Origin of the sequence: Pseudomonas sp. IT-P44, from assembly GCF_949768225.1 — a bacterium.
Classification (GTDB): domain Bacteria; phylum Pseudomonadota; class Gammaproteobacteria; order Pseudomonadales; family Pseudomonadaceae; genus Aquipseudomonas; species Aquipseudomonas migulae.
In genome coordinates this window covers 161,859-186,873 of the sequence record NZ_CATKQM010000046.1, presented here as the reverse complement: position 1 = coordinate 186,873, position 25,015 = coordinate 161,859, and the positions used below count along the sequence as shown (strand labels likewise).

Sequence of the window (25,015 nt, the reverse complement as noted above, 5' to 3'; positions counted from 1 at the left end):
GGAGCCGGCTTGCCGGCGATAGCGGTGGGTCAGGCGACATCTGTGTTGGATGTCAGACCGAATCGCCGGCAAGCCGGCTCCTACAGGGTTTGTGTCGCATGCGAAATGGCGAGCCGGGCGCGCAATTGTAGGAGCCTGCTTGCTGGCGATAGCGGAGGGGCAGGCGACTTCCATGTTGGATGTCAGACCGAATCACCAGCAAGCCGGCTCCTACAGGGTTTGTGTCGCGTGCGAAATAACGAGCCGGACGCGGAATTGCAGGAGCCGGCTTGCTGGCGATAGCGGAGGGGCAGGCGACTTCCATGTTGGATGTCAGACCGTAATCGCCAGCAAGCCGGCTCCTACAGGGTTTGTGTAAACCGTTTGCCCTGTGGGGCGATGCTGACTAACATGTCAAAAAATTCATCCTATGATTGGATGAAAGGGCGAATCCTATGTCAGACATGTCTCCACTCATTAAACGTTCCCTGGTTGATCAGGCTCTGGACCAGTTGCGCCTGCGTATCACCGAAGGCGTCTGGTCTGTCGGTCAGCGCCTGCCCACCGAGCCTGAGCTGTCTGCCGAATTGGGCATCAGCCGCAACACTGTCCGCGAAGCCATGCGCGTGTTGGCATTTTCCGGTTTGATCGAAATCCGTCAGGGCGATGGCAGCTATCTGCGGGCGGTGATCGATCCGCTGGACACCCTGAAAGCGTTGTCGCGCTGCTCGCTTGAGCAGGCCAGGGAAACCCGGCACATCCTTGAAGTCGAGGCCATCGGCCTTGCCGCGCTGCGCAGGACCGACGAAGACCTCGTGGCCTTGCGTGAAGCGCTCAACGTCAGCGGTGATCACTACCACGGCGATCTCGACAGCTACATCGCCTGCGACCTGGTGTTTCACCGTCGTCTGGTAGACGCCGCGCACAACCCCACCCTCAGCGAGTTGTATCGCTATTTCTCCAGCGTCGTCGGCGCACAACTGCGCCAGACCTTGAGCGTCACGCCACGCCGCCAGGAAGTGTTCGACCTGCATATCGAATTGCTCGATGCCGTCGAGCAACGCGACCCGGAACGCGCGAAAGCCTTGTCGAGGCAGTTGATCAATGAACCTTGAAACCGAGAACGCCATGTCCAGCAGCCACAGCACGATCACCGAAGCCAAACGCACGGCGGAGCTCGAAGAGCTGCTGATCGACGCCGAGGCCGATGACGAACAGGTCCAGCAAAGTCAGCCAATCCTGCGTCGCCCGTGGCTGTTGTTGCTGGGGCTGATTCTGGTCGCGCTGAACTTGCGTCCGGCGCTGTCGAGCATGGCGCCGATGCTCAGCGAGGTCTCGAAAAGCCTGGGCCTGTCGGCGGCGCAGGCCGGTTTGCTGACGACGTTGCCAGTGCTGTGCCTCGGTCTTTTTGCGCCGTTGGCGCCGATTCTGGCGCGACGTTTCGGCGCTGAGCGCGTGGTGTTGGGCATCCTTCTGACATTGGCCGGCGGGATCATTCTGCGCAGTTCGTTCGGTGAAATCGGCTTGTTTGGCGGCAGCGTGCTGGCCGGCGCGAGCATCGGCGTGATCGGCGTTTTGCTGCCAGGCATCGTCAAACGCGACTTCGCCAAACACGCCGGGACCATGACCGGCGTCTACACCATGGCCCTGTGCCTGGGGGCGGCGATGGCGGCGGGCGCGACCGTGCCGTTGAGCGAATACTTCGACAAAAGCTGGGCGTTGGGACTTGGCTTCTGGGTGATTCCTGCGCTGGTGGCGGCGATGTTCTGGTTGCCGCAAGTCGGTCAGAAACATGGCGCGCACAACGTGGCTTACCGGGTACGCGGTCTGTTGCGTGACCCGTTGGCCTGGCAAGTGACCTTGTACATGGGCCTGCAATCGTCCTTGGCGTACATCGTGTTCGGCTGGTTGCCATCGATCCTGATCGGTCGCGGCCTGACGCCAACCCAGGCCGGCCTGGTGCTGTCGGGTTCGGTGATCGTTCAACTCGCCAGTTCACTGGCCGCACCGTGGCTGGCGACGCGCGGCAAGGATCAGCGCCTGGCGATCGTCATCGTCATGGCGCTGACCCTCGGCGGTCTGTTCGGTTGCCTTTATGCACCCATCGAAGGCCTGTGGGGCTGGGCGATCCTGCTCGGCCTGGGGCAGGGCGGTACGTTCAGCCTGGCGTTGACCCTGATCGTCCTGCGCTCGCGGGACTCGCACGTGGCGGCCAACCTGTCGAGCATGGCCCAGGGCTTCGGTTACACCCTGGCGTCCATGGGCCCGTTCGCGGTCGGCATCGTGCACGACTGGACCGGCGGCTGGAATGCCGTGGGCTGGATCTTCGCTGTGATCGGCCTCGGCGCCATCCTTGCCGGCCTCGGTGCCGGGCGTTCGCTGTACGTGCAGGTGGTCAGCGAAAAGGTCTGACTACAGGTAAACAACGTCCAGCGTTGCCGAACCGTCGAGCTGGACCTCAGCGCTGAGGTCCAGCTCGGAGGTGGGCGCGATGACCGTTTCTACCGTCACCCGGCTGGTCAGTGTGCGGATGGCAATCGGGCCGGCGCTGCTCCCGGCAATGTCAGTGAATCCGAGATAACTTCGGGCGCCAATCGGAATGGCCTGGCTGTTCGACGAACTCCAGGCCTTGCCGCCCGTGGTGGAATCGGTTCGATAGACCTGCATCAGGTCGTCCACCACGGTGCTGGCCGGATCGAAGTTCAGTGAATACAAGCCGATTTTATTTTGGCTGTGGTCGTGGTTCAGGCCGTAGTAAATCTCACTGTTGACGATTGCCGAGCCGTCGCGGTTGTCGCGCATCAGCAGGGCAAAACGCGCGGGTGCATTGCACTGAATGTTGAGGTCGAGGGTCTGGTCGCGCAGTCGCGTGCGTTTGTCGACGCTGAGGTCCTGCCGGGAGATTTTTCCGTAGTCGACGAGGCCGTTGTTGGACAGCATCGGTGTGCAGGCGAGCGGGGTGAGGGTGCCTTTGACGGTCAGGTCAACCGCCGATGCAGCAAGAGCGATGGGCGTGATGCTGATCAGTAAAGTTGCCGAGAAGGTTGCGAGATAGTTGTTCATTCATGAAGGTCCTTTTCTTGGGTTGCCGTGTACCGATGTCGCATCACCGTTGCCGATAATGCGGCGCCCTGATTTACAGGTAGTTCATCTCAAGCGTTGCAGAACCATCGATCAGCACTTCGTTGGTCAGGTCAAGTCCGTCGGCCCGCGCAATCGAAGTAGTGATTCCCAGTTCCAGGGTCAGATCCTGAATAGGGATCGGCAAGCCAGGATTACTGATGGCCGCCACCGACATGTATTGTCCGGGCCACATGAAAAACTGGGCTTTCCAGTCGGTCTTTCCATCCACGGACTTGATGGTCTGCACGGCTTCGCCATCGGCGACGGCATTGATCATCGTCAGTAAATAACCACCCAGATTCTGGGTTTCATTGATCTTGCCCAAGCCGAAATACACGCTGGAAGGAAACGTGGAAGAGCCGGCGCGATTGTCCTTGGCGAACAGGGCGAATGGCGTGGGGCCGTCGCATTTCACGCCCAGCGTCAGTGTTTTTTCTTCGAGGGGGGTGGACGTGTTCTGTTTCAAGTCTTTGGCCGGAATCTTTCCATAATCGACGATGCCGTCGCTGGACAGGCTCGGGGTGCAAGCGTTCGGAGTGATGAGGCCTGTGACCGTCAGGTCCGTCGACGAGGCGGCGAAGCTGAGTGGGGACGTCAGGGCGATGATCGCCATCGTCAGCGCGTTTGGAATTGTTTTCATGGGACAGGTTTCGCTGTGTCGGGTGAGCGCAATCAGTCCTTGCCCGAAGCGTGGCCTCGGGCAAGGTTGGCTACGGGGTTATGGGTAGGCGATGGTGATGGTGACCGAGCCGTCTAGAGCGGCATCGTTGGTCAGGTCCAGTGAGTCGGCACGGGCAATTGCGGTTCGGACCCTAAGGTCTGTCTGCAGATCCTTGACGGCAATCGGCGTGATTGGCCCCCCTACAGCACCGAACGCCGAGAGCTGTTGATTCTGTAAATCGGCGGATGCGAACCAAGTATTTCCATTATTAATGGAATGTATCGGTCGTACGGCAACACCATCTGCCATGGGTGTCATGATTCGCACGTCAAAACTGCCGAGCTTCTGATTGCCATTGATGTGGCCCAAGCCGAAATTATAGTTACCATCACCCGTACCGAATCTGTTATCGGTCGGTATAAGCCTGAATGCGTTAGGTGCGTCGCAGTTCACGGCGAGCTGCAATGTTTCGTCAGGCAGTGGCGTGGGGTTGTCCTGATTCAAATCTTTGGCTGAAAACTTGCCGTGATCGACGAGTCCGCCACCGGAAAGCGTCGGCGTGCATGCGTTCGGGGTGATAAGGCCCGTCACCGTCAAATCAGTGCTCGAAGTCGCCAGCGCATAAGGCGCAACACCAATCAACGCGATGGTGGAAAGTGCTGCAAAGTACTTTTTAAACATTTCTTACTCACTTCTATTGTTGTTGTCCTGACTGCCCCGAGCCGCTCAAGTGCGCCCCGGATCCAGCAGGATCGGGTTGGGTGTTACAGGTAAATAATCTCGATCGTCCCCGAGCCATCCAGGTCGATGGAGGTGCTCAAATCCAGGCTGTTGGTGGGGGCGATGACCGCGTCCACGGTCACCGTGGTGCTGAGGTTCTGGATCAGCACCGGGCCGGCGTTGCTGCCGGCGTTGTCGGTGAACGCCAGGTATCGGGTCTGGCCGATGGCGATCGGGTTGGCGCTGCCGGTGCTCCAGGCGGCGCCCGAAGTGGAGGAGTCGGTTAGATAGAGGCGGGCGAAGCCGTCGGCATTGGCGCCGGCCGGGTCCACGTTCAGTGAATACTGGCCAATCTTGTTGCCGCGGCTGTCCTTGCCCAGGCCGTAGTAAAACTCGCTGTCGAGCGTCGTCGAGCCTGAGCGGTTGTCATGCATGATCAGGGCGAAGGAGGCCGGCGCGTCGCAGCCGATCATCAGCGTCAACGATCTGGGTGGCAGGCGCGTGTCCTTGTCGGCGTTGAGGTCTTTTTTCGACAGGGTGCCGAAGTCGGCCACGCCGCCGTTGGACAGCACCGGCTCGCAGGCCGCCGGGGCGAAACGGGCGCGCAAGGTCGCCTCGCGGGTGCGTCCGGCGCCGATGGCGTCGAACACCCCGAAGGCTTCCCAGGTCACCGCATCACGTATCTGCATGCCTTGCTCTAGAACCCAGGCGTTCAGCTCAAGCTGCGCCGAGAAACTACGCCCCTGTACCGGCACGCCGGCCTGCACCGGCACGATCCCGTGCTCCGGTCGCCAGATCAGGTTCGATGCCGTTTGGGTCGGTGGCTGACCGGCCCTGGGAATCAAGCCGATTTCCACCGACTGGCCGTCGAGCACGGCGTCGCGAATGCGTACCTGATAGCTGCCGCGCTCGGCAAAGTGAAAGCGTTCGGCGGTCGCGGCCATCGCCCGGTAGAACAGGCTCATGTCGATGGGCTGCGCACAGCTCAGGGTCAGGCTGAGCGGGCGCTCGCCGAGGTGCCGTTCCGCTGCCGCATCGGGGCGTATCGCCCGGTTCATCAGACCGTAATCGAGCTCCGGCTGGCTCAGGTTGAACTGACAGTCGTCGGTGGACGCCGAGGCCAGTGGCGTGAATCCGCTCAGTACCAGCGGCGCGAGGGTCAGCAGCAGATAGCGTGACAGGTTCATGAAGTCATCCTCAGAGGGCTCGGCACTTGGCGGGGGCGGTTTCGTAGTACGCGTTGGTGTCCGCGTCGGCGGGCAGTTCGAAGCGCAGTTCGCAGCGCTCCAGCCCCGGCGCGCTGATCCACAGCGCACGGCGGTCGAGGGCGTTGGGCAAAAACACCAGGCCGCCGTCCTGCACCAGGGTCACGAACTCGCCATCCTCGGTGTTCACGGCGGCCCCGCGCGGCAGGGGTGCGCCGTTGGCGGTGGTGGCCTTGAGCAAGGCTCGACGGGTCATCGTGATGCCGAATTCAACGTTGTCGACGGCGCCGCGACCGGCCGAAATCACCGCCAGCCCGTTGTGAATGTCGGCGTTGCGCGGCAGGGTTTTGGTGTCGACTTCCACCGGGCTGCGGCCGTACGCCGCCACTTGCGGGATCACCGCCTGACCTTGCCAGTCGGTCCACACCGGACCGCTGGGCGTCGACACTTTGATCGAACCCATGTCGCCCACCGACAGCAGCGCAAAGGTGTCGCTCACCGGGTACGGCGACAGCGTCACGCCGCCGCTATGCAACACCGCGCCGCCGCGAGCGCTGGCCTGATAGCTGGAGCGTTCGGCGTCGGCGCGGGTGTAGTTGATATCGAGTTGGGTGTAGCGCGGTAGCAGTGAAACGCCGGCCGTGGATTGCACTTGCTTGTTGCGGGTGTCGTGTTCGACGCCGACCCGGTAACCCAGTTGATCGTTGACCCGTTCACTCAAGCCGACGCCGCTGCGGTACTCGCCAGCGGAACTGCGCACCCAGGTGCGCGCCCGGCGGTTCTCGCCCAGCGGAATGCTGAGGTTCAGGTAGACGCTGTCATCGTTACGGCTGGCGCCGCTGACCTGCCATTCGGCGGTCGCCGAGACCGACACGCCAGCGATGCTGGTGCCCCAGGAGGCGAGGGCGCGGCTGCTGCTTTGGCCGTCGAACGAACTGGAGCGGCTGAAGCCGCTGCTGAAGGCGCCGAGCCATGGGTGTGACCACGACAGGGCTGCGCTCTGCTGATCGCGGTAACGGGAGTTGCTGTTGTCGGACGTGTTGTCGAACACCGCCTCTTCCAGTTCCCGGTAGCCGAAGGTTCGGTAAGAGCTGCCGGCATTGAGCGCCCACTGTTCGCTCAACCGGTGCGAGACGCTCAGGTCGGCCTGAAGTCCTTGACTGGCTTGCTTGCCGCTGGCGTGCGCGCCGGTCAGCGTGGCTTGCACCTGGGTGGCGGGCGAGGGCAACAGGCCGACGCTGGCGCCCGCCGCGCGATAGTCGGCGGCGCCGGTCAGGCCGGTGCTGAGCAACACTTGCGGGGTGAGCGCACCGCTCCAGCCGCCGCTGATCACCCAGGGATCGTCACTCTGTGAGTCACCGATACTGCGCACCTGGCCGGCCCCCAGCGAGTAACCGGGCGCTGGCAAACTGACCCCCAGCATCGCGGCCTGCACGGTAAAACTGCGCTCGCTGCCATCGGCCTCCTTGATCGTGACTTCCACGTCGGAACGCGTGTTGAGCCGTCGCACGTTGGTGAGCGCGAACGGGCCGGCGGGCACCACCGTGGAATGGATCAGCGAGCCGTTCTGGCGGACCTCGATCTGCGCCTGACTGTTGGCGATTCCTTCAATGACCGCGCTTTGCCCTTCGACCTGCAGCGCTTGCTCATTGAGCACTTGCACGCCGGTGATCTGCGCACCGGCGAGCACCGGGTTGTAGAGGTTGATCTGACCCGCCTGCAGCACCGCTTCCTGACTGGCGAAGGTGCGCTGGGCGTAGGCCGCAATGTGCGTGGTGCGGGAGATGTCGTCCTGCCAGGTCTGTACCTGACGGCTGCGCACGATCCAGTCACCGGCATTGAAACCGAGTTCGGTGTTGGCCGAGGCGTAGCGGCTCGAACTGTCCCCTGAACGGCTGTGCAGACCGGTGACGTCGTAGTTGATCAAACCGGCAATACCGCCGGTTTGATAACCGGAAAAATCCCGGGCCGTGGGGCGTATCGCGTCGGTGGGCACGATCAATGACAGGGCAAGGTTCGCGGGGTCCGGTTCGATGACGGCCTGCGGCGCAGTGCCTAGAAAATCGTGGCATTGGCCATCGTCCAGTGTAAGCGCGGGCACATTAAGGTTCGCCGCATCGAGCAGCGCGCGATCGAAGCACAACGCCCCTTCGCGATTGAACGTGACGTCGACCCGGCCATGGCGCTGACCGTTGACGGTAAGCGTGACCGGGTGCCGGCCGGCCGTGAACTGCGGCGCCTGCATCAGCAACGTCGCCAGCGCCGGATCGATGCCGCGCTGCAGCAACGTGTCCTTGTCGAACGACGTTTCACCGTGGGCGTCGAGCATCATCAGCGCGTTGCTTAGCAGCAACGCCACTGTGGTTTGCCGCCGCCATGGATAAGGGCGAGCGGCGCCCCGAATAACGGGCACGGCTTCGCCATCACGGTAAATCGATACTGTGTTCATCGGGTTCACTTGGGTTATTGCGGCGTGCGGCTACCGGCGCGCCTGTGGCAACGACCAGATGGCCGTCGCCTTGAAACATGGGCGCTCATCGTTCCTGAATGACGCCGTCACGGCGGTTCAGGACTGGATGGGCGCCTCGTAATGCGGCACCGCAAAACCGTAGACCGTTGCCGGTTGAAAGCGCACCTGCGTGGCGGCGCCTTCGGGCACCTTGATGCTGATGTGCTCACCGGGCAGCACGTAGGTTTTCGGCAACATTGCGTTGACCGCCGCCGGCAACAATTGCACCTCCTGGCCCAGGCGGACCACATAAGGCGTGTCGTTGCGCACGGTCAGTTGACCGTCCTTCAGCGACCATTGCAGGTCGGTCCACGGCGTGCGATTGGGCGCCAGGCCTTTGGGGTGCAGGATCACCGGCAAGTTCTGGCGCACCGTCACGCCGACTCGGGCCTGCCCGGCTTCGGCGGGGGCTTTGCCCTGGGGGATGCCTTCAAAGATCACCCGTTTCAAACGCTGAGTGAGCAGGGGCTTTTCCGATTGCAGAATAAACCGCACCAATTGGGTTTTGCCCGCTTCGACGCGCGCCAGCGGCGGCGTCACGAACACCAGCGATTCGCCGTCCTCGGCAATGTCTTCGAGGGTGACGTGCATCAACGCCAGGTTGGCATCGGTGTTGGTCACGGACACGGACGCTTCGCCGTCGGCCTCGTTGACGATGACCACGGAAGTGTTCGGCACCATGCCGTCGGCCTGAGCCTGTGCGCTCAGCAGCAGGGCAAATGCGCCGAGGCTGGAATGGAACAGATGACGGGTGACTCTGGAAAACATCGTCATGAAGTGTCTCGTTGAATATTCGAAAAAATGGAGCCGGGAACACCGGCCTATCAATAGTTCAACTGCACGGTGACATGCCCGTCGATGGGGATTTCGTCGGTCAGCGTCAGGTCATTCGCGCGAACGATGGTGGTAAACGCCGTGAGCCGCGCACGCAAATCCTTGATGGCGATCGGTGTGGTCAGGTCGGTCAACGCCGCGAACGCGGTCCGGCCGGCGTGCCCCAGGTAGGAAGACACTCGCCAGGTGGCACCGTCGTTGAGGGAGATGATGGTTCTCACCGTCGCCCCATCGGCCACCGTATCGAACAGGCCGAACCTGACACTGCCCAGGTTCTGGTCGTCGTTGACGACGCCCAGTCCGTGACTATGAGGGTGGAAGGCGGAAGAGCCTTCGCGGTTGTCGATCGTCGTCAGGGTAAACGGCGTGGCGCCATCGCAGTTCACGTCCAGGTACAGCGTGCCGTTTTCCAGGGCTGTGGGCTGGTCCGGTTTCAGGTCTTTTACTGTCAATTTGCCGTGGTCGACGATGCCTCCATCGGACAGGCTGGGTGTGCAGGCGCTGGGGGTGATCAGGCCGGTGACGCTCAGGTCGGTACTGCTGGCGGCCAAGGCCACGGGAGCGCAGGTGATCAACAGGGGCGTCAATAGAGCGAGGGAGCATCTGTCCATGATGGGTCGTCCTTTGAGTGAGCGGGCAACGCCGTGGGGCTGGCGTTGCTCGTTGATGACGGAGGGTTACAGGTACTCGATCTGGAGCGTTGCGGAGCCGTCGAGTGTGACTTCGTCGGTGAGGGTCAGGCTGTTGGCGGGGGCGATGATGGTGTCAATCGCTACATCCAGCGTCACGTTTTGGAGGAAGTCAGGTGCCCAGACAGTGTCTGTACGGGTTCCAAACGCGATCCAGTGATGAGGTGCGATGACGGTGTCAGCGTCGAACCGATCCCAAGTGTCGCCCTCATTTCCCGACCATAAAACTGATACAGGGGCATCGGCGACCGGGTTTCGGAACCCCAGATCGTATCCGCCTAGTTTTTCATTCGTATTGATCAGGCCCAAACCGAAGCTAGCACCGCTAGCGGTGTTTTCCCTGTTGTCGAAAGTGCTGATTGCAAACCGTGTGGAGGCATTGCAGTTCACGTTCAATTGAAGGATCTCCACTCCGAGGTGAGTGGGTGTGGTCGGATTCAGGTCTTTCGCGGATCTTTTTCCGTAATCGACGACGCCACCATTGGCCAGGCTCGGTGTGCACGCAACAGGAGTGATGATGCCCGTCACAGTCAGGTCAGTACTGGACGCCGCAAACGCCGACGAGGCACCAGTCAGCAGCAAAGCAGCAGTCAGAAGGGATAAACGCTTGTTCATGTGTTGGCTCTTCCTTGATGAACGATTGTTGGGAGTTGCCCTGTTATGGACAGGGCGCAATCTATCGATCGAAGTAGCCAGGCGGAATGCAACTAATACGAAAACGAACGGCCCGGTGTATGAAAACGTGTTGCGGGCTACAAATCGCCCTCCTGCATCGCGTTGTCTGTAGTCCTTCTGTGTGGCCGATGTAGCTTGTAAGCGTAGGGCGGTTCTTTTTGTTTTATAGGAGAAAGAACACCCCCCCGATTACATTGGGCGATGCGGTTTTACGGTCGGGAAAGGGCGTTGTGGTAGGAACAGGACGGCGCTATTTTTCGCGCATTCCAGTCACCAAACAGGATAAATCCGACAATGCGCGTAATCATTGCTGACGACCATCCGGTCGTTCGTATCGGCTTGCGGATGCTCGTCGATCTGAACCGGACATGTGTGGTGGTGGGGGAGGCTGATGGTCCCGACAGCCTGTTGAGCCTGCTGTGCACGACGCCTTGTGATCTGTTGATCACCGACTTTTGCATGCCGGGCAACTTGCAGGCCGACGGGCTGAAGATGCTGAGCCGGGTGCGACGTGGCTACCCGACGATGCCGATCATTCTAGTCACGATGTTTGCCAACGTCACCACGCTGAGGGCGGCGTTCGCACATGGCGTGGTGGCGATCATCGCCAAAGGCGCGTCGGCGAAGGAGTTGCCGATGGCGATAAAATCCGTGTCTGAAGGGCGCCGGTACATCAGCGAGTCGTTGCGCACGGCACTGCTTCAGGCCGACGCCCGGGCCCGGTCGAGTTGCGCTGCGCTGTCGGCAAAAGAGCACGAGGTGGTCAGAATGCTCGCCAGCGGAATGACCGTCAGTGAAATCGCCGGCTACTTCAAACGCAGCGTATCGACCATCAGCAAACAGAAAAACATGGCCATGCAGCGGCTGGGCATTTCCACGGATGTGGACCTGTTTGCGTATGCCCGTGAGAGTGGCATGGTGCATTAGGCTTCGGCACACCTGAGGGTATTCCCGCCACGAATGCCGGTAGTGTTCCGTTCATTAGTTGACTATCGTGCAGGCAATTCTACGAAACCCATTTTCAAACCAGGGAGCTTGCCCATGAGTGATGCCCACAACGCCTTGATCACCCGATTCTATGAGGCCTTCCAGCGCCTGGATGCCGAGGCCATGAGCGCCTGCTACACCGACGACGTGGTGTTCAGTGATCCGGCATTTGGCGAGTTGCGCGGGCGTGACGCGGGCGACATGTGGCGCATGCTCACCACTCGTGCCAAGGATTTTTCCCTGACTTTCGACAACGTGCGCAGCGATGATCGCAGCGGCGGCGCGCATTGGGTGGCGACGTACCTGTTCAGCCAGACCGGCAATACCGTGGTCAACGACATTCAGGCGCGTTTTGTGTTTCGCGACGGCAAGATCTGCGAGCATCACGACCGTTTTGATCTGTGGACCTGGTCGCGTCAGGCGCTGGGGTTCAAGGGCCTGCTGCTGGGCTGGACGCCGCTGGTGAGAAACGCCGTTCGCGCTCAGGCCTTGAAGGGGCTGAAGGCATTTCAGGCCAGTCGCTGATAAGATCGCGGCTTGTTTTCTTTCAAGCCCTGATCGTCACGTGAACACGCCGAGCGAACCCGCCGCCATTGCCGCCGAACCGACGCTGCCCGTCAGCAAACCCTGGTTCGTCTACCTCGTTCGCGCGGCCAACGGTTCGCTCTACTGCGGGATCAGCGACGATCCCGTCCGCCGCTTCGCCACTCACCAGAGCGGCAAAGGCGCGCGGTTCTTCCTTTCCAGCCCGGCGGTGGCCTTGGTCTACACCGAAGTCTGCCGCGACAAAAGCGAAGCGCTGCGCCAGGAACGGCTGATCAAAAAACTCAAGAAAAGCGCCAAGGAATGTCTGGTGGCGACCTTTGCTGCGGACTTATCAATCTGATTGATCAGTTCCCATCAGGCAGATCTGTAGGCTGCTCGCGGATTGCGCGCTAAGCTGCAGATTCCTGATTCGTGCGGCGGAGCCGAGCATGTCCGAGTTGATTCTTCATCATTACCCGACGTCCCCTTTCGCCGAAAAGGCCCGCCTGCTGCTGGGCTTCAAGGGCCTGTCCTGGCGCTCGGTGAAGATCTCGCCGGTGATGCCAAAACCCGATCTGACGGCTTTGACCGGTGGCTATCGCAAGACGCCGGTGTTGCAGATTGGTGCGGATATTTATTGCGACACGTCGCTGATCGCTCGTCGACTGGAGCAGGAAAAAGCCTTGCCGGCGTTCTTCCCGGAAGGTCAGGAAATGATCACCGCGAGCTTCGCCGCGTGGGCGGATTCGGTGGTGTTCCAGCATGCCGTGAGCCTGGTGTTTCAGCCAGCGTCGGTCGCGGTGCGTTTCGGCCATTTGCCGCCGGAAGCAATCAAGGCGTTCCTCGCCGATCGCGCCAGTTTTTTCAGCGGTGGCAGTGCGACAAAGTTGTCGGCCGAACAGGCGCGGCACCAATGGCCGACGATCATGGCACGCCTGGAGCAACAGCTGCAGCGCGAGCAGGGCGACTTCCTGTTCGGTGAACCGTCGATTGCCGACTTCGCCCTGGCTCATTCGCTGTGGTTCCTGAAAGCGACACCGGTGACTGCACCGCTGGTCGATGCGTACCCGGCGGTTGCCGCGTGGCATGCACGGGTCTTGGGTTTCGGGCATGGTGCGTTCAGCGAGATGACATCCGAGGACGCGCTGGCGGTGGCGCGTAATGCTACGCCTGCCGCATTGCCGGATGAGCAGTTCGAAGAGCCGAACGGGTTTGAGGCGGGTCAGCAGGTGGCTATCACGGCGACCGATTACGGTGTTGATCCGGTGGCCGGGGAGTTGCTGTTTGCCGGGCGTGAGGAATTGATTCTGCGCCGTGAAGACGAACGTGGCGGGGTGGTGCATGTGCACTTTCCGCGGTTCGGGTTTCGTATTGAAAAACGCTGAGAATTACCTGTAGGAGCGAGGCTTGCCCGCGAAGAACGATGACACGGTTCAACAGTTACACCGCGTCATCGTTCTTCGCGGGCAAGTCGGGTCGCCGCACCGCTCGCTCCTACAGGGTTTTTACTCATTTCAAGGCCGTGAGGATGGTATCCGGGTCATACCCGCGAATCAGCGTTCCGTTGACGTCGATGATCGGAATCCCGCCACCACCCAACGCTTCATAAGCCTTGCGCGCCTCGGCGTCTTTCTCGATGTCGAATTCCTTGTACGGAATGCCTTTCTGATCAAGAAAGCGCCGGGTCAGTTTGCAGTAACCACACCACTCAGTCGCATAGAGCACGACGTTAGCCTTGGCCTGAGTCTGCTCCGACACCACCTGCGAGGGGTTGAACACCCGCTCGATCTTGCCCCAGTTCTGATAAACCACAACCACCAGCAGGATCAGCAGGAATTTCTTCAGCACGCTGCCCAGCATCAGTTGCGTCGCTTGAGCTGGTCAGTCAGCTGAGTCGGCAGGCCTTTGATGATCAGCGTGCCGGCTTCTTCGTCGTATTCGATCTTCGAACCCAGCAGGTGCGCTTCGAAGCTGATCGACAGACCCTCGGCGCGACCGGTAAAGCGGCGGAACTGGTTCAGGGTGCGTTTATCCGCCGGGATCTCAGGCGAAAGCCCGTAGTCCTTGTTGCGAATGTGATCGTAGAAGGCTTTTGGGCGCTCTTCGTCGATCAGCTCCGAGAGTTCTTCCAGGCCCATGGGTTCACCCATTTTTGCCTGGCTGCTGGCGTAATCCACCAGGGTCTTGGTTTTTTCGCGGGCGGACTCTTCCGGCAAATCTTCGCTTTCCACGAAGTCGCTGAACGCCTTGAGCAGGGTGCGGGTTTCACCCGGGCCGTCGACGCCTTCCTGGCAGCCGATGAAGTCGCGGAAATACTCCGAAACCTTTTTGCCGTTCTTGCCTTTGATGAACGAAATGTACTGCTTGGACTGTTTGTTGTTCTGCCACTCGGAGACGTTGATTCGCGCTGCGAGGTGCAACTGGCCCAGATCGAGGTGGCGGGACGGGGTCACGTCCAGCTGATCGGTCACGGCAACGCCTTCACTGTGGTGCAGCAGCGCGATCGCCAGGTAATCGGTCATGCCCTGCTGGTAATGCGCAAACAGCACGTGGCCGCCCACCGAGAGGTTCGACTCTTCCATCAGCTTCTGCAGGTGTTCCACCGCCACGCGGCTGAACGCCGTGAAGTCCTTTCCGCCGTCGAGGTACTCCTTCAGCCAGCCGCTGAACGGGTGCGCCCCGGATTCGGCATGGAAGAAACCCCAGGCCTTGCCTTGTTTGGCGTTGTAGCTCTCGTTGAGGTCGGCAAGCATGTTCTCGATGGCGCTCGACTCGGCCAGTTCAGAGTCGCGGGCGTGGAGAACTGCGGGCGTGCCGTCGGGTTTTTTGTCGATCAGGTGGACGATGCAATGACGGATCGGCATGGGCTTCTCGGCTGTTTGATACGGCTGGTTGGAGAGAGCAGGGCAGGCTCCCAAAAAAGTGCCAAGTGTACCGCAACCACTGGTTTTGGCGCGGTGCGAAGGGCAATTCGTAGCCGACCGACGGCCCTTATGCAGTTTTTTCCTGTTTTAGAGCAATAAAGCTGACCAAATGGGTAGCAAGAGGCGGATATTTCCCCGTCTCTGTGCTAGTTTTGCCCGGTCTTACGCGAAGTCACTGCGTTAAGCGTGCATTCAGCATTTGTCAGGTCGAACCAAACCCTGATTTCGGTATCTATAACCCCGATCCCGTGGTTATTGGCCGAGGGTGCCAGATCCAGAAGATCGGGCTCGATGGCTGACACTGCACTCTGCAATCCATATGAATTTGATAGGGAAGGAACACTACATGGCTCTTACTAAAGACCAACTGATCGCCGACATCGCTGAAGCTATCGACGCGCCAAAAACCACCGCGCGTAACGCTCTGGACCAACTGGGCCAAATCGTTGCCGATCAGCTGGAAAACGGCGGCGAAATCACTCTGCCAGGTATCGGCAAGCTGAAAGTGACTGAGCGTCCTGCCCGTACCGGCCGTAACCCTTCGACTGGCGCTGCCATCGAAATCGCTGCCAAGAAAGTTATCAAGCTGGTTGTGGCCAAAGGCCTGACCGACGCTGTTAACAAGTAAGACGCAGTAAAAAAAACCGTGCTCCGGAGTGATCCGGGCACGGTTTTTTTGTGCCTGTGATTTGGCGTTGGGCTCGCAAACACCGCAAAACCAATGTGGGAGCGAGACCGGCTTGCCGGCGATGGCTGCGTGTCAGTTAACAATGATGTCGACTGATTCACCGCCATCGCCGGCAAGCCGGTCTCGCTCCCACAGTTAATCGTTGTTGGTCAGTTAATCAGCTTTTACTGGCCCAACGCTCGCGCCGCCAGACCTGCTGTTCGGATTTGGTCTGGAAAGTCCACGCGACGAAGCGGCTTTGCTTCTGGCCCTGGGACATTTCCACGACCTGGCTTTCCAGAACCCCGGCCTTTTTAAGCGCCGTCTCAATCGCCGGCAGGTTCGAGGCTTTCGAGACCAGGGTGCTGAACCACAGCACTTTGTGCTGAAAGTGCGCGCTTTCGGCAATCAGCTGCGTCACAAAACGGGCTTCGCCACCTTCGCACCACAATTCGGCCGACTGACCACCAAAGTTCAGCACCGGCAGTTTGCGTTTCGGGTCGGCGCGGCCCAGGGCGCGCCATTTGCGCTCGCTGCCCTTGGTTGCTTCGTCCATCGAAGCGTGGAACGGCGGGTTGCACATGGTCAGGTCGAAGCGTTCGCCGGGTTCGAGCAAGCCCAGCAGAATGTGCTTGGGATTGGTCTGCTGGCGCAGCTGGATGGCCTTGTTCAGACCATTGGACTGGACGATGGCTTTGGCGGCGGCCACGGCCGTCGGGTCGATTTCTGAACCGAGGAAGTGCCAGCGGTAGTCGCTGTAGCCGATCAGCGGGTAGACGCAGTTGGCGCCCATGCCGATGTCGAGCACCTTGACCGGCGCACCACGCGGGATTTCGCCGTCATTGACGCCGGCCAGCAGGTCGGCCAGGAAGTGCACGTAATCAGCACGGCCCGGCACCGGCGGGCAGAGGTAATCGGCCGGAATGTCCCAATGGGCGATGCCATAGAACGATTTCAGCAGCGCCCGGTTGAACACCCGCACCGCGTCCGGGCTGGCGAAGTCGATGCTTTCCTTGCCGTACGGGTTAATGATCACGAACTTCGCCAGTTCCGGCGTGGTTTTGATCAGCGCCGGGAAGTCGTAACGACCCTGATGGCGGTTGCGCGGGTGCAAGCTGGCCTTTTCACGCGGTTCCACGGCTTTGGCCGGGGTGGCGGGGTCAGGCTTCTTGCGCGCAGGGCGGGGTGTGCGGGGGGCGGTCATGGGCGTTGTCGATTCGGGTATGGCTGAAAGTGGCGGGTATTGTCCCATATCTATCGCCACAACGCGGTGCGCGTTTCTGTAGGAGCCGGCTTGCTGGCGATCCAGGCGGCGCGGTGGATCAGATGCACCGCGCCGGCTGGATCGCCAGCAAGCCGGCTCCTACAGGACTGCGGGGGAATGAAAAAGGGAGGCCACTTGGGCCTCCCTTTTTCATTGCGATTTGCCGTTACAGGCTGGCAATCCGCGCATGCTGCTCGGCCAGCTTGCCCAAAGCCTGTTCGGCTTCAGCCAGTTTGGCGCGTTCCTTCTCGATGACTTCGGCCGGAGCCTTGTCGACGAAACCGGCGTTGGACAGCTTGCCGCCCACGCGCTGGACTTCGCCCTGCAGACGCAGGATTTCCTTGTCCAGACGTGCCAGTTCGGCGTCCTTGTCGATCAGGCCGGCCATCGGCACCAGCACTTCCATCTCACCCACCAGCGCGGTGGCGGACAGCGGTGCTTCTTCGCCGGCAGCCAACACGGTGATCGATTCGAGACGCGCCAGTTTCTTCAACAGGGCTTCGTTCTCGGTGAGACGACGCTGGTCTTCGGCGCTGACGTTTTTCAGGAAAATGTTCAGCGGCTTGCCCGGGCCGATGTTCATCTCGCCACGGATGTTGCGCGTGCCGAGCATCAGTTCCTTGAGCCACTCGATGTCGTTCTCGGCCGCCGGATCGATGCGCTCTTCATTGGCCACTGGCCAAGGCTGCAGCATGATCGTCTTGCCTTCGATACCGGCCAGCGGCGCGATGCGCTGCCAGATTTCTTCGGTGATGAACGGCATGAACGGGTGCGCCAGGCGCAACGCGACTTCCAGTACGCGCACCAGCGTGCGACGGGTGCCGCGCTGGCGCTCGACCGGTGCGTTTTCGTCCCACAGCACAGGCTTGGACAGTTCCAGGTACCAGTCGCAATACTGGTTCCAGATGAACTCGTACAAGGCTTGTGCCGCGAGGTCGAAGCGGAACTGGTCGAGTTGACGGGTCACTTCGGCTTCGGTGCGTTGCAGCTGCGAGATGATCCAGCGATCTGCCAGCGACAGTTCGTAGGCTTCGCCGTTCTGGCCGCAGTCTTCGCCCTTGTCCAGCACGTAGCGCGCGGCGTTCCAGATCTTGTTGCAGAAGTTGCGATAGCCTTCGACGCGGCCCATGTCGAACTTGATGTCGCGACCGGTGGACGCCAGCGAGCAGAAGGTGAAGCGCAGGGCGTCGGTGCCGTAGCTGGCGATGCCGTCGGCGAACTCGTCGCGGGTCTGCTTCTCGATCTTTTTCGCCAGTTTCGGCTGCATCATGCCGGAGGTGCGTTTCTGCACCAGGTCTTCCAGCTCGATACCGTCGATGATGTCCAGCGGGTCCAGGACGTTGCCCTTGGACTTGGACATTTTCTGGCCTTGGCCGTCTCGAACCAGACCGTGAACGTAAACGGTCTTGAACGGAACCTGCGGCGTGCCGTCTTCGTTTTTCACCAGGTGCATGGTGAGCATGATCATCCGGGCAACCCAGAAGAAAATGATGTCGAAGCCAGTCACCAACACGTCGGTGGAGTGGAATTTCTTCAGGAATTCGGTCTGCTCAGGCCAGCCGAGCGTCGAGAATGTCCACAGGCCCGAACTGAACCAGGTGTCGAGAACGTCGTTGTCCTGTTGCAGCGCAACGTCCGGGCCGAGGTTGTGCTTGGCACGCACTTCGGCTTCGTCGCGACCGACGTAGACTTTGCCCGACTCGTCGTACCAGGCCGGAATCCGGTGGCCCCACCACAGTTGACGGCTGATGCACCAATCCTGGATGTCGCGCATCCACGAGAAGTACATGTTTTCGTACTGTTTAGGCACGAACTGGATACGGCCGTCTTCAACAGCGGCAATCGCCGGTTCAGCCAAAGGTTTGGTGGACACGTACCACTGGTCGGTCAGCCACGGCTCGATGATGGTGCCGGAACGGTCGCCTTTCGGCACCTTCAGTGCGTGATCGTTGACGCTGACCAGCAGATCGGCGGCGTCGAACGCAGCAACGATTTGTTTGCGCGCTTCAAAGCGGTCGAGGCCGACGTATTCAGCCGGGATCTTGCCGTCGATGCTTTCGTTCAGCGTGCCGTCGAGGTTGAACACCTGGCAGGCCGGCAGTACGGCGGCGTTCTTGTCGAAGATGTTCAGCAGCGGCAGGTTGTGGCGCTTGCCGACTTCGTAGTCGTTGAAATCGTGGGCCGGGGTGATTTTCACGCAACCGGTGCCGAATTCAGGGTCGCAGTAATCGTCGGCGATGATCGGGATGCGGCGGCCGACCAGCGGCAGCTCGACAAATTTGCCGATCAGGGCTTTGTAGCGTTCATCGTTCGGGTTAACCGCGACGGCGGCGTCGCCGAGCATGGTTTCCGGGCGAGTGGTCGCGACGATCAGGTAATCATTGCCTTCAGCGGTCTTGGCGCCGTCGGCCAGCGGGTACTTCAGGTTCCACAGGAAACCTTTTTCGTCGTGGTTTTCCACTTCGAGGTCGGAAATCGCCGTGTGCAACTTGGTGTCCCAGTTGACCAGACGCTTGCCGCGATAGATCAGGCCGTCTTCGTGCAGGCGCACGAACGCTTCTTTCACCGCTTCCGAGAGACCGTCGTCCATGGTGAAGCGCTCGCGGCCCCAGTCCACGGACGAGCCGAGACGGCGGATCTGACGGCTGATGTTGCCGCCGGACTGATCCTTCCATTCCCAGACTTTCTCGAGGAATTTCTCACGACCCAGGTCGTGGCGATTCTGGCCCTGGGCTTCGAGTTGGCGTTCCACCAGCATTTGCGTGGCGATACCGGCGTGGTCGGTGCCCGGCTGCCACAGGGTGTTGCGACCCTGCATGCGGCGGAAACGGATCAGGGCGTCCATGATCGCGTTGTTGAAGCCGTGACCCATGTGCAGGCTGCCGGTGACGTTCGGCGGCGGGATCATGATGGTGTAGGACTCGCCCGCGCCTTGCGGGGCGAAGTAATTCTCAGACTCCCAGGTGTTGTACCAGGAAGTTTCAATGGCGTGCGGCTGGTAGGTCTTATCCATGCGCGGCGGGACCCTATTGGCATTAATTCAGGAAAAGCCGACGAGTATAGCGGGGCATGGGGCGCAGGGCGAGCGGGGGCGGACAGGGCGCAGTATCAAAAACGGCACGAAACCAATGTGGGAGCGGGCTTGCTCGCGAAAGCGGTCTGACATTCAACATTTGTGCTGACTGATACGACGCCTTCGCGAGCAAGCCCGCTCCCACAGGGGATTTGTGTTGGGTTCAGTCGTTGTACTGGCTCAACAACCGCTCAAGGCGCGCGCTGAGGCGGCGTTTGATTTCGGTTTCGATGTGCGGGGCGAAGTCGTCGATCACGTCTTGCATGATCAATTGCGCGGCGGCGCGCAGTTCGCTGTCCAGGTGCAGCAGGTCGTCTGGACCTTTGGTTGCAGCGGGTGCCGGTTGCGCGGCAGCGGCGACTGGCGTCGGTGCGACGGTGGGCTGACTGGCGCTGACCGTGTCGAACAACATCGGAATCTGTTCCTGCTCTCCATCGTCGACCGTGTCGGTCAGCAGCGGTGGTTGCAGGTTGTCATCGCCGAGCAATTGGCGGATCGACTCAAGGTCGTCCAGCAGGTGCGCGGACTTTTGCAGCGGTTTTGGAGTGTCCATCGGAATGCTCAGAGTCGCTGTAAACGGTGATCTTGCAGAGGATAGCCCTGTTCGCGGTAGAAACGGAAACTCTCCCGCGCAGCCGTGCGTATCGCCGGATCCTCCACCACCACTTCCGCCACCCGGGCGAATTTGTTGGCGAAGGTCGGGACTTTCAGGTCGAGGTTGACCAGCAAATCCTGATGTTGACCGCAGTCATCGCCAAGACCCAGCACAATCAAACCGTCCGGCTCGCTTTCGGCGGGGCCGTGGGGCACGAAGCTTTCGCCCTTGAAGGCCCACAGGCGCGCATCGAGATCGTCACGCTGGGCGGCGTCGCTGCAATGCAGGTAGATGCGATGGCCCATGCGCCAGGCTTTATCGGTGAGCTTGCAGGCGAAATCCAGCCGTGCCGAAGGGTCGGCGCTGGGCAGGATATAGAAGTCGACTTTGGTCATTGCGGTTCCTGAGCCCCAGGCGGCGTCGCCCGAAAGCAACGCCGCCCGAGGTCATCGGTTTCAGGCTTTGGCGCGGTCCAGCAGGTACTGGGTCAGCAATGGAACCGGACGGCCAGTGGCGCCCTTGTCCTTGCCGCCGCTGGTCCAGGCAGTGCCGGCGATGTCCAGGTGCGCCCAGTTCAGGTTCTTGGTGAAGCGCGACAGGAAGCAGGCAGCGGTGATGGTGCCGGCTTTCGGGCCGCCAATGTTGGCGATGTCGGCGAACGGGCTGTCCAGCTGCTCTTGATACTCGTCGAACAACGGCAGTTGCCAGGCGCGGTCGTCAGCCGATTGGCCGGCGCTCAGCAGTTGGCCGATCAGTTCGTCGTTGTTGCCCAGCAGGCCGGAGGTGTGCGCACCCAATGCAACGACGCAAGCGCCGGTCAGGGTTGCGATGTCGATCACGGCTTGCGGCTTGAAGCGCTCGGAGTAGGTCAGGGCATCGCACAGCACCAGACGGCCTTCGGCGTCGGTGTTGAGGATTTCCACGGTCTGGCCGCTCATGGTGGTGACGATGTCGCCCGGACGCGAAGCGTTGCCGCTCGGCATGTTCTCGGCGCAGGCGAGGATGCACACCAGATTGATCGGCAGCTTCAGTTCGAGCACGGCGCGCAGGGTGCCGAAGACGCTGGCGGCGCCGCCCATGTCGTACTTCATTTCATCCATGCCGGCGCCCGGCTTCAGGCTGATGCCGCCGGTGTCGAAGGTGATGCCTTTGCCGACCAGGGCGTACGGCTTCTCGGATTTCTTGCCGCCGTTGTATTGCATGACGATCAGGCGCGGCGGCTGGGCGCTGCCCTGGCCGACGGCGTAGAACGAGCCCATGCCCAGTTCCTTGATTTTCTTCTCATCAAGGACTTCGACTTTCAGGCTTTTGAATTCTTTACCGAGGTTTTTCGCTTGTTCGCCGAGGAACGTCGGGTGGCAGATGTTCGGCGGCAGGTTGCCCAGGTTGCGGGTGAACGCCATGCCGTTGGCGATCGCGGTGGCGTGGGCCACGGCGCGCTCGACTTCAGCCTGGGCCGCCTTGATGGTCACCAGGGTGACTTTCTTCAGGGCGCGAGGTTCGGCTTTCTGGCTCTTGAACTGATCGAAGGTGTATTCGCCGTCCACCAGGGTTTCGGCCAGCAGACGGGTTTTGCCATAGCTGTCGCGACCCTTGACGATCACTTCGTCCAGCGCCAGTACAGCATCGCTGCCGCCCAGGCCTTTAAGGGTGTTGAGGACGCCGGCGATGATTTTACGGAACGGGCGGTCACCCAGTTCTTCGTCCTTGCCCACGCCGACCAGCAACACGCGCTCGGCTTTCAGGTTCGGCAGGCTGTGCAGCAACAGGCTCTGGCCAACCTTGCCGGCCAGGTCGCCACGCTTGAGCACTGCGCTGATGGCACCGCCGCTCAGTTCGTCGAGTTGTTTGGCAACGGCGCCGAGCTTGCGGCCTTCGCCGACGGCGACCACCAGGGTGGAGGTTTTCAACGTTTCTGGGTTAACGCTTTTTACAACCAGTTCCATGTCCGGGTCCCTGAATGATGGGTCAACACGCAAGTGCTCGACGACAGACGTTCGAGCCTGCTTATTTATAGAGTGAAAGACGCAAGTCACGGCTTGCGACAAAGGCCGCAGTTTGAACCTCGCTACCGGCGCCTGACAACCCTCGGTTGTACGATCTTCTGCGCTTTGGCCGCCTGCGTAACCATGCGCAGTGACAGGCGAGTCCAATCACAGGATAATGCGCCAACTTTTTTCGGCAGCTCTGTCTTGCGGGCTGCCTGATACGTTTGCTTGTTTGGCCGCCTTAGCCTGACAACCCTGGAGTGTCTGGTTTGATCGTCTTCCGTTACCTATCCCGCGAAGTCCTGTTGACCTTGAGCGCCGTCAGTGCCGTGCTGCTGGTCATCATCATGAGCGGACGCTTCATCAAATACCTCGCCCAGGCGGCGGCTGGCCTTCTGGATCCGGGCTCGCTGTTCCTGATCATGGGCTTTCGCCTGCCAGGCTTTCTGCAACTGATCCTGCCGCTGGGCCTGTTCCTCGGGATCCTGCTGGCCTACGGTCGCCTGTACCTTGAAAGTGAAATGACTGTGCTCTCTGCCACGGGCATGAGCCAGCAGCGCCTGTTCACCATGACCCTGTTTCCGGCCACTCTGGTGGCACTGGTGGTGGCATGGTTGAGCCTGAGCCTGGCGCCACAAGGGGCCAATCAGTTTCAGTTGCTGCTGAACAAACAAGATGCGCTGACCGAGTTCGATACCCTCGAACCGGGCCGCTTCCAGGCCCTGCGTGACGGCACCCGGGTGACCTACACCGAAACCCTGTCGGATGACCGCATCCACCTCGGCGGCGTGTTCATTTCGCAAAAGAACGTCTCGTCGGACAAGAAAGATCGCGGGATTTCCGTGCTGGTGGCCGAGAAGGGCCGTCAGGAAATCCGCCCCGACGGCAACCGCTACCTGATTCTCGACAACGGATATCGTTATGACGGTAACCCGGGGCAGGCCGACTATCGTGCGATCAAGTACGAAGAGTACGGCGTGTTGCTGCCTAAGCCGGACGTCAGCGACGAAGTCACCGACCGTGATGCAATGCCCACCAGTTCGTTGCTCGGCAGTGATGACCTGCGTTCGCGCACCGAGCTGCAATGGCGTCTGTCCTTGCCCTTGCTGGTCTTCATCGTGACCCTGATGGCGGTGCCGCTGTCGCGGGTCAATCCGCGCCAGGGCCGTTTCCTCAAGCTGCTGCCGGCGATTCTTCTTTATATGGCTTACCTGAGCATCCTGATTGCCGCTCGCGGCGCCCTCGAAAAGGGCAAGATCCCGCCCGCGCTGGGCTTGTGGTGGGTTCACGCGATCTTCCTGGCCATCGGCCTTGGCTTGCTCTATTGGGAACCCTGGCAGTTGAAGCGGGCGAGTCGCCGCAGCGCGCTGGAGGTGGCCCGTGGTTAAGCTCGATCGCTACATCGGTAGCAGCGTCTTTATCGCGATCCTGGCGGTACTGGGGATTATTCTCGGTCTGGCCACGCTGTTTGCTTTCATCGACGAGATGGGTGAAGTCAGCGATACCTACACCCTGGTCGATGTCCTGAGTTACGTCCTGCTGACCGCGCCGCGCCGTCTTTACGACATGTTGCCGATGGCAGCACTGATCGGCTGCCTGATCGGCCTCGGCAGTCTGGCCAGCCACAGCGAGCTGACCATCATGCGCGCTGCGGGCGTGTCGATCGGCCGGATCGTCTGGGCCGTCATGAAGCCGATGCTGATCCTGATGGTGGTGGGCGTGTTGATTGGCGAGTACATCGCGCCGGCGACCGAAAGCACCGCGCAGGCCAACCGCTCGCTGGCTCAAGGCAGTGGTGATGCGCAAAGCGCCAAGCATGGCCTGTGGCACCGTCAGGGCGAGGAGTTCATCCACGTCAACTCGGTACAACCCAACGGCGTGCTGTACGGCGTGACCCGTTATCGCTTCGACGATCAGCGGCACATGCTGTCCTCGAGCTTCGCCAAACGCGCGAAATTCGACCAGGATCACTGGCAGTTGAGCGATGTCACGACCACGCTGTTCCATGACAAAAGCACCGAAGTGGTCACGGCCCCGGTCGAGCGCTGGAACGTGGCGCTGAGCCCGCAACTGCTGAGCACCGTGGTGATGTCGCCGGATTCGCTGTCGATCACCGGCCTGTGGAGTTACATCCACTACCTGGCGGATCAGGGGTTGAACAATGGCCGTTACTGGCTGGCATTTTGGGTCAAGGTGTTGCAGCCGCTGGTCACTGCCGCCCTGGTACTGATGGCGATCTCCTTCATCTTCGGTCCGCTGCGCTCGGTTACCCTCGGTCAGCGGGTATTCACCGGCGTGCTGGTGGGTTTCACCTTCCGTATCGTCCAGGATTTGCTGGGGCCTTCGAGCCTGGTGTTCGGGTTCTCGCCGCTGTTTGCGGTGCTGGTGCCGGCGGGTGTGTGTGCCCTGGCGGGTGTCTACCTCCTGCGCCGAGCCGGTTGAAACACACGAACCTGTAGGAGCCGGCTTGGTGCGGGCGGCGTTCCGACGATAGCGCATCGCTGCGGTCACCCAGACCCACCGCGACGCCCCCATCGCCAGCAAGCCGGCTCCTGCAAAAGCCTTCAAAAACGCCCCTGTCGCAAGACCGGGGCGTT

General features: G+C 60.9%; 24 protein-coding genes. 9 read left to right on the top strand and 15 right to left on the bottom strand.

Features of this window, described 5'->3' with window-relative positions; all coding sequences use genetic code 11:
- Positions 1-434: 434 nt before the first annotated feature.
- Together ACM6IO_RS22325 and ACM6IO_RS22320 are read left to right on the top strand one after the other, a co-directional pair.
- Positions 435-1,094 carry a FadR/GntR family transcriptional regulator gene (locus tag ACM6IO_RS22325; protein WP_192228980.1) on the top strand — a complete coding sequence of 220 codons (660 nt, stop codon included), beginning with the start codon at positions 435-437 and terminating at the stop codon, positions 1,092-1,094.
- Positions 1,084-2,391, top strand: a complete 1,308-nt coding sequence (locus tag ACM6IO_RS22320) for a CynX/NimT family MFS transporter (RefSeq protein WP_414912250.1) — start codon at positions 1,084-1,086, stop codon at positions 2,389-2,391. Before ACM6IO_RS22325 ends, ACM6IO_RS22320 begins: the two co-directional genes overlap by 11 nt.
- Here ACM6IO_RS22320 and ACM6IO_RS22315 read toward each other — a convergent pair whose 3' ends face one another.
- The 8 genes from ACM6IO_RS22315 to ACM6IO_RS22280 form a co-directional block, all read right to left on the bottom strand.
- Complete coding sequence (locus ACM6IO_RS22315; RefSeq protein WP_414912249.1) at positions 2,392-3,042, bottom strand: DUF1120 domain-containing protein; 651 nt, start codon at positions 3,040-3,042, stop codon at positions 2,392-2,394.
- A 73-nt stretch (positions 3,043-3,115) separates the two neighbouring features.
- A complete protein-coding gene (locus tag ACM6IO_RS22310; RefSeq protein WP_414912248.1) occupies positions 3,116-3,742 on the bottom strand; it encodes a DUF1120 domain-containing protein in 627 nt (208 codons plus the stop codon).
- Between the two features lie 78 nt (positions 3,743-3,820).
- Positions 3,821-4,444, bottom strand: coding sequence for a DUF1120 domain-containing protein (locus ACM6IO_RS22305; protein ID WP_414912247.1), 624 nt, complete (start codon positions 4,442-4,444; stop codon positions 3,821-3,823).
- A gap of 83 nt (positions 4,445-4,527) precedes the next feature.
- Complete coding sequence (locus ACM6IO_RS22300) at positions 4,528-5,670, bottom strand: DUF1120 domain-containing protein (RefSeq protein WP_414912246.1); 1,143 nt, start codon at positions 5,668-5,670, stop codon at positions 4,528-4,530.
- 10 nt (positions 5,671-5,680) lie between these two features.
- The gene (locus tag ACM6IO_RS22295; protein ID WP_414912245.1) at positions 5,681-8,137 is read right to left on the bottom strand and encodes a fimbria/pilus outer membrane usher protein; all 2,457 of its coding nucleotides are present in this window, start codon (positions 8,135-8,137) and stop codon (positions 5,681-5,683) included.
- 117 nt (positions 8,138-8,254) lie between these two features.
- Positions 8,255-8,971, bottom strand: a complete 717-nt coding sequence (locus ACM6IO_RS22290; protein WP_192228987.1) for a fimbria/pilus chaperone family protein — start codon at positions 8,969-8,971, stop codon at positions 8,255-8,257.
- Between the two features lie 50 nt (positions 8,972-9,021).
- The gene (locus tag ACM6IO_RS22285; RefSeq protein ID WP_192228988.1) at positions 9,022-9,642 is read right to left on the bottom strand and encodes a DUF1120 domain-containing protein; all 621 of its coding nucleotides are present in this window, start codon (positions 9,640-9,642) and stop codon (positions 9,022-9,024) included.
- 66 nt (positions 9,643-9,708) lie between these two features.
- Positions 9,709-10,335, bottom strand: a complete 627-nt coding sequence (locus ACM6IO_RS22280) for a DUF1120 domain-containing protein (RefSeq protein WP_414912244.1) — start codon at positions 10,333-10,335, stop codon at positions 9,709-9,711.
- A 354-nt stretch (positions 10,336-10,689) separates the two neighbouring features.
- Between ACM6IO_RS22280 and ACM6IO_RS22275 the strand changes: the two genes are divergently transcribed.
- From ACM6IO_RS22275 to ACM6IO_RS22260, 4 genes are all read left to right on the top strand, one after another.
- Entirely contained in the window at positions 10,690-11,322 is a 633-nt protein-coding gene (locus tag ACM6IO_RS22275) for a response regulator (protein WP_414912243.1), read from the top strand.
- A gap of 114 nt (positions 11,323-11,436) precedes the next feature.
- Positions 11,437-11,907 carry a nuclear transport factor 2 family protein gene (locus ACM6IO_RS22270; protein ID WP_008026662.1) on the top strand — a complete coding sequence of 157 codons (471 nt, stop codon included), beginning with the start codon at positions 11,437-11,439 and terminating at the stop codon, positions 11,905-11,907.
- Positions 11,908-11,947: 40 nt separating this feature from the next.
- Positions 11,948-12,268, top strand: coding sequence for a GIY-YIG nuclease family protein (locus ACM6IO_RS22265; protein WP_192228991.1), 321 nt, complete (start codon positions 11,948-11,950; stop codon positions 12,266-12,268).
- 88 nt (positions 12,269-12,356) lie between these two features.
- Positions 12,357-13,292 (top strand): glutathione S-transferase family protein, encoded by a 936-nt coding sequence (locus ACM6IO_RS22260; RefSeq protein WP_414912242.1) that lies wholly within the window; start codon positions 12,357-12,359, stop codon positions 13,290-13,292.
- A gap of 124 nt (positions 13,293-13,416) precedes the next feature.
- Here the strand turns inward: ACM6IO_RS22260 and ACM6IO_RS22255 are convergent, their stop codons facing one another.
- Both ACM6IO_RS22255 and yejK read right to left on the bottom strand, forming a co-directional pair.
- Positions 13,417-13,767 carry a glutaredoxin family protein gene (locus ACM6IO_RS22255; protein WP_414912241.1) on the bottom strand — a complete coding sequence of 117 codons (351 nt, stop codon included), beginning with the start codon at positions 13,765-13,767 and terminating at the stop codon, positions 13,417-13,419.
- Positions 13,767-14,771: a nucleoid-associated protein YejK gene (yejK, locus tag ACM6IO_RS22250; RefSeq protein WP_008026670.1), complete on the bottom strand. Its 1,005-nt coding sequence runs from the start codon at positions 14,769-14,771 to the stop codon at positions 13,767-13,769. Before yejK ends, ACM6IO_RS22255 begins: the two co-directional genes overlap by 1 nt.
- A 406-nt stretch (positions 14,772-15,177) precedes the next feature.
- Between yejK and ACM6IO_RS22245 the strand changes: the two genes are divergently transcribed.
- The gene (locus ACM6IO_RS22245) at positions 15,178-15,459 is read left to right on the top strand and encodes an HU family DNA-binding protein (protein ID WP_007905514.1); all 282 of its coding nucleotides are present in this window, start codon (positions 15,178-15,180) and stop codon (positions 15,457-15,459) included.
- A gap of 217 nt (positions 15,460-15,676) precedes the next feature.
- On the opposite strand, the gene rlmF is transcribed toward ACM6IO_RS22245, so the two are convergent.
- The 5 genes from rlmF to ACM6IO_RS22220 form a co-directional block, all read right to left on the bottom strand.
- Complete coding sequence (rlmF, locus tag ACM6IO_RS22240) at positions 15,677-16,702, bottom strand: 23S rRNA (adenine(1618)-N(6))-methyltransferase RlmF (RefSeq protein ID WP_192228993.1); 1,026 nt, start codon at positions 16,700-16,702, stop codon at positions 15,677-15,679.
- A 226-nt stretch (positions 16,703-16,928) separates the two neighbouring features.
- Positions 16,929-19,775, bottom strand: coding sequence for a valine--tRNA ligase (locus tag ACM6IO_RS22235; RefSeq protein ID WP_008042478.1), 2,847 nt, complete (start codon positions 19,773-19,775; stop codon positions 16,929-16,931).
- 223 nt (positions 19,776-19,998) lie between these two features.
- The gene (locus ACM6IO_RS22230; protein ID WP_223437194.1) at positions 19,999-20,388 is read right to left on the bottom strand and encodes a DNA polymerase III subunit chi; all 390 of its coding nucleotides are present in this window, start codon (positions 20,386-20,388) and stop codon (positions 19,999-20,001) included.
- Between the two features lie 8 nt (positions 20,389-20,396).
- A complete protein-coding gene (locus tag ACM6IO_RS22225) occupies positions 20,397-20,825 on the bottom strand; it encodes a DNA polymerase III subunit chi (protein ID WP_280162152.1) in 429 nt (142 codons plus the stop codon).
- A 60-nt stretch (positions 20,826-20,885) separates the two neighbouring features.
- Positions 20,886-22,376, bottom strand: a complete 1,491-nt coding sequence (locus ACM6IO_RS22220; protein ID WP_192228538.1) for a leucyl aminopeptidase — start codon at positions 22,374-22,376, stop codon at positions 20,886-20,888.
- A 311-nt stretch (positions 22,377-22,687) separates the two neighbouring features.
- On the opposite strand from ACM6IO_RS22220, the gene lptF reads away from it, so the two are divergent.
- Together lptF and lptG are read left to right on the top strand one after the other, a co-directional pair.
- On the top strand, positions 22,688-23,806 hold the full coding sequence (gene lptF, locus ACM6IO_RS22215; protein WP_008042482.1) for an LPS export ABC transporter permease LptF: 1,119 nt from the start codon (positions 22,688-22,690) through the stop codon (positions 23,804-23,806).
- Entirely contained in the window at positions 23,799-24,860 is a 1,062-nt protein-coding gene (lptG, locus tag ACM6IO_RS22210) for an LPS export ABC transporter permease LptG (RefSeq protein WP_008042483.1), read from the top strand. Before lptF ends, lptG begins: the two co-directional genes overlap by 8 nt.
- Positions 24,861-25,015 lie beyond the last annotated feature (155 nt).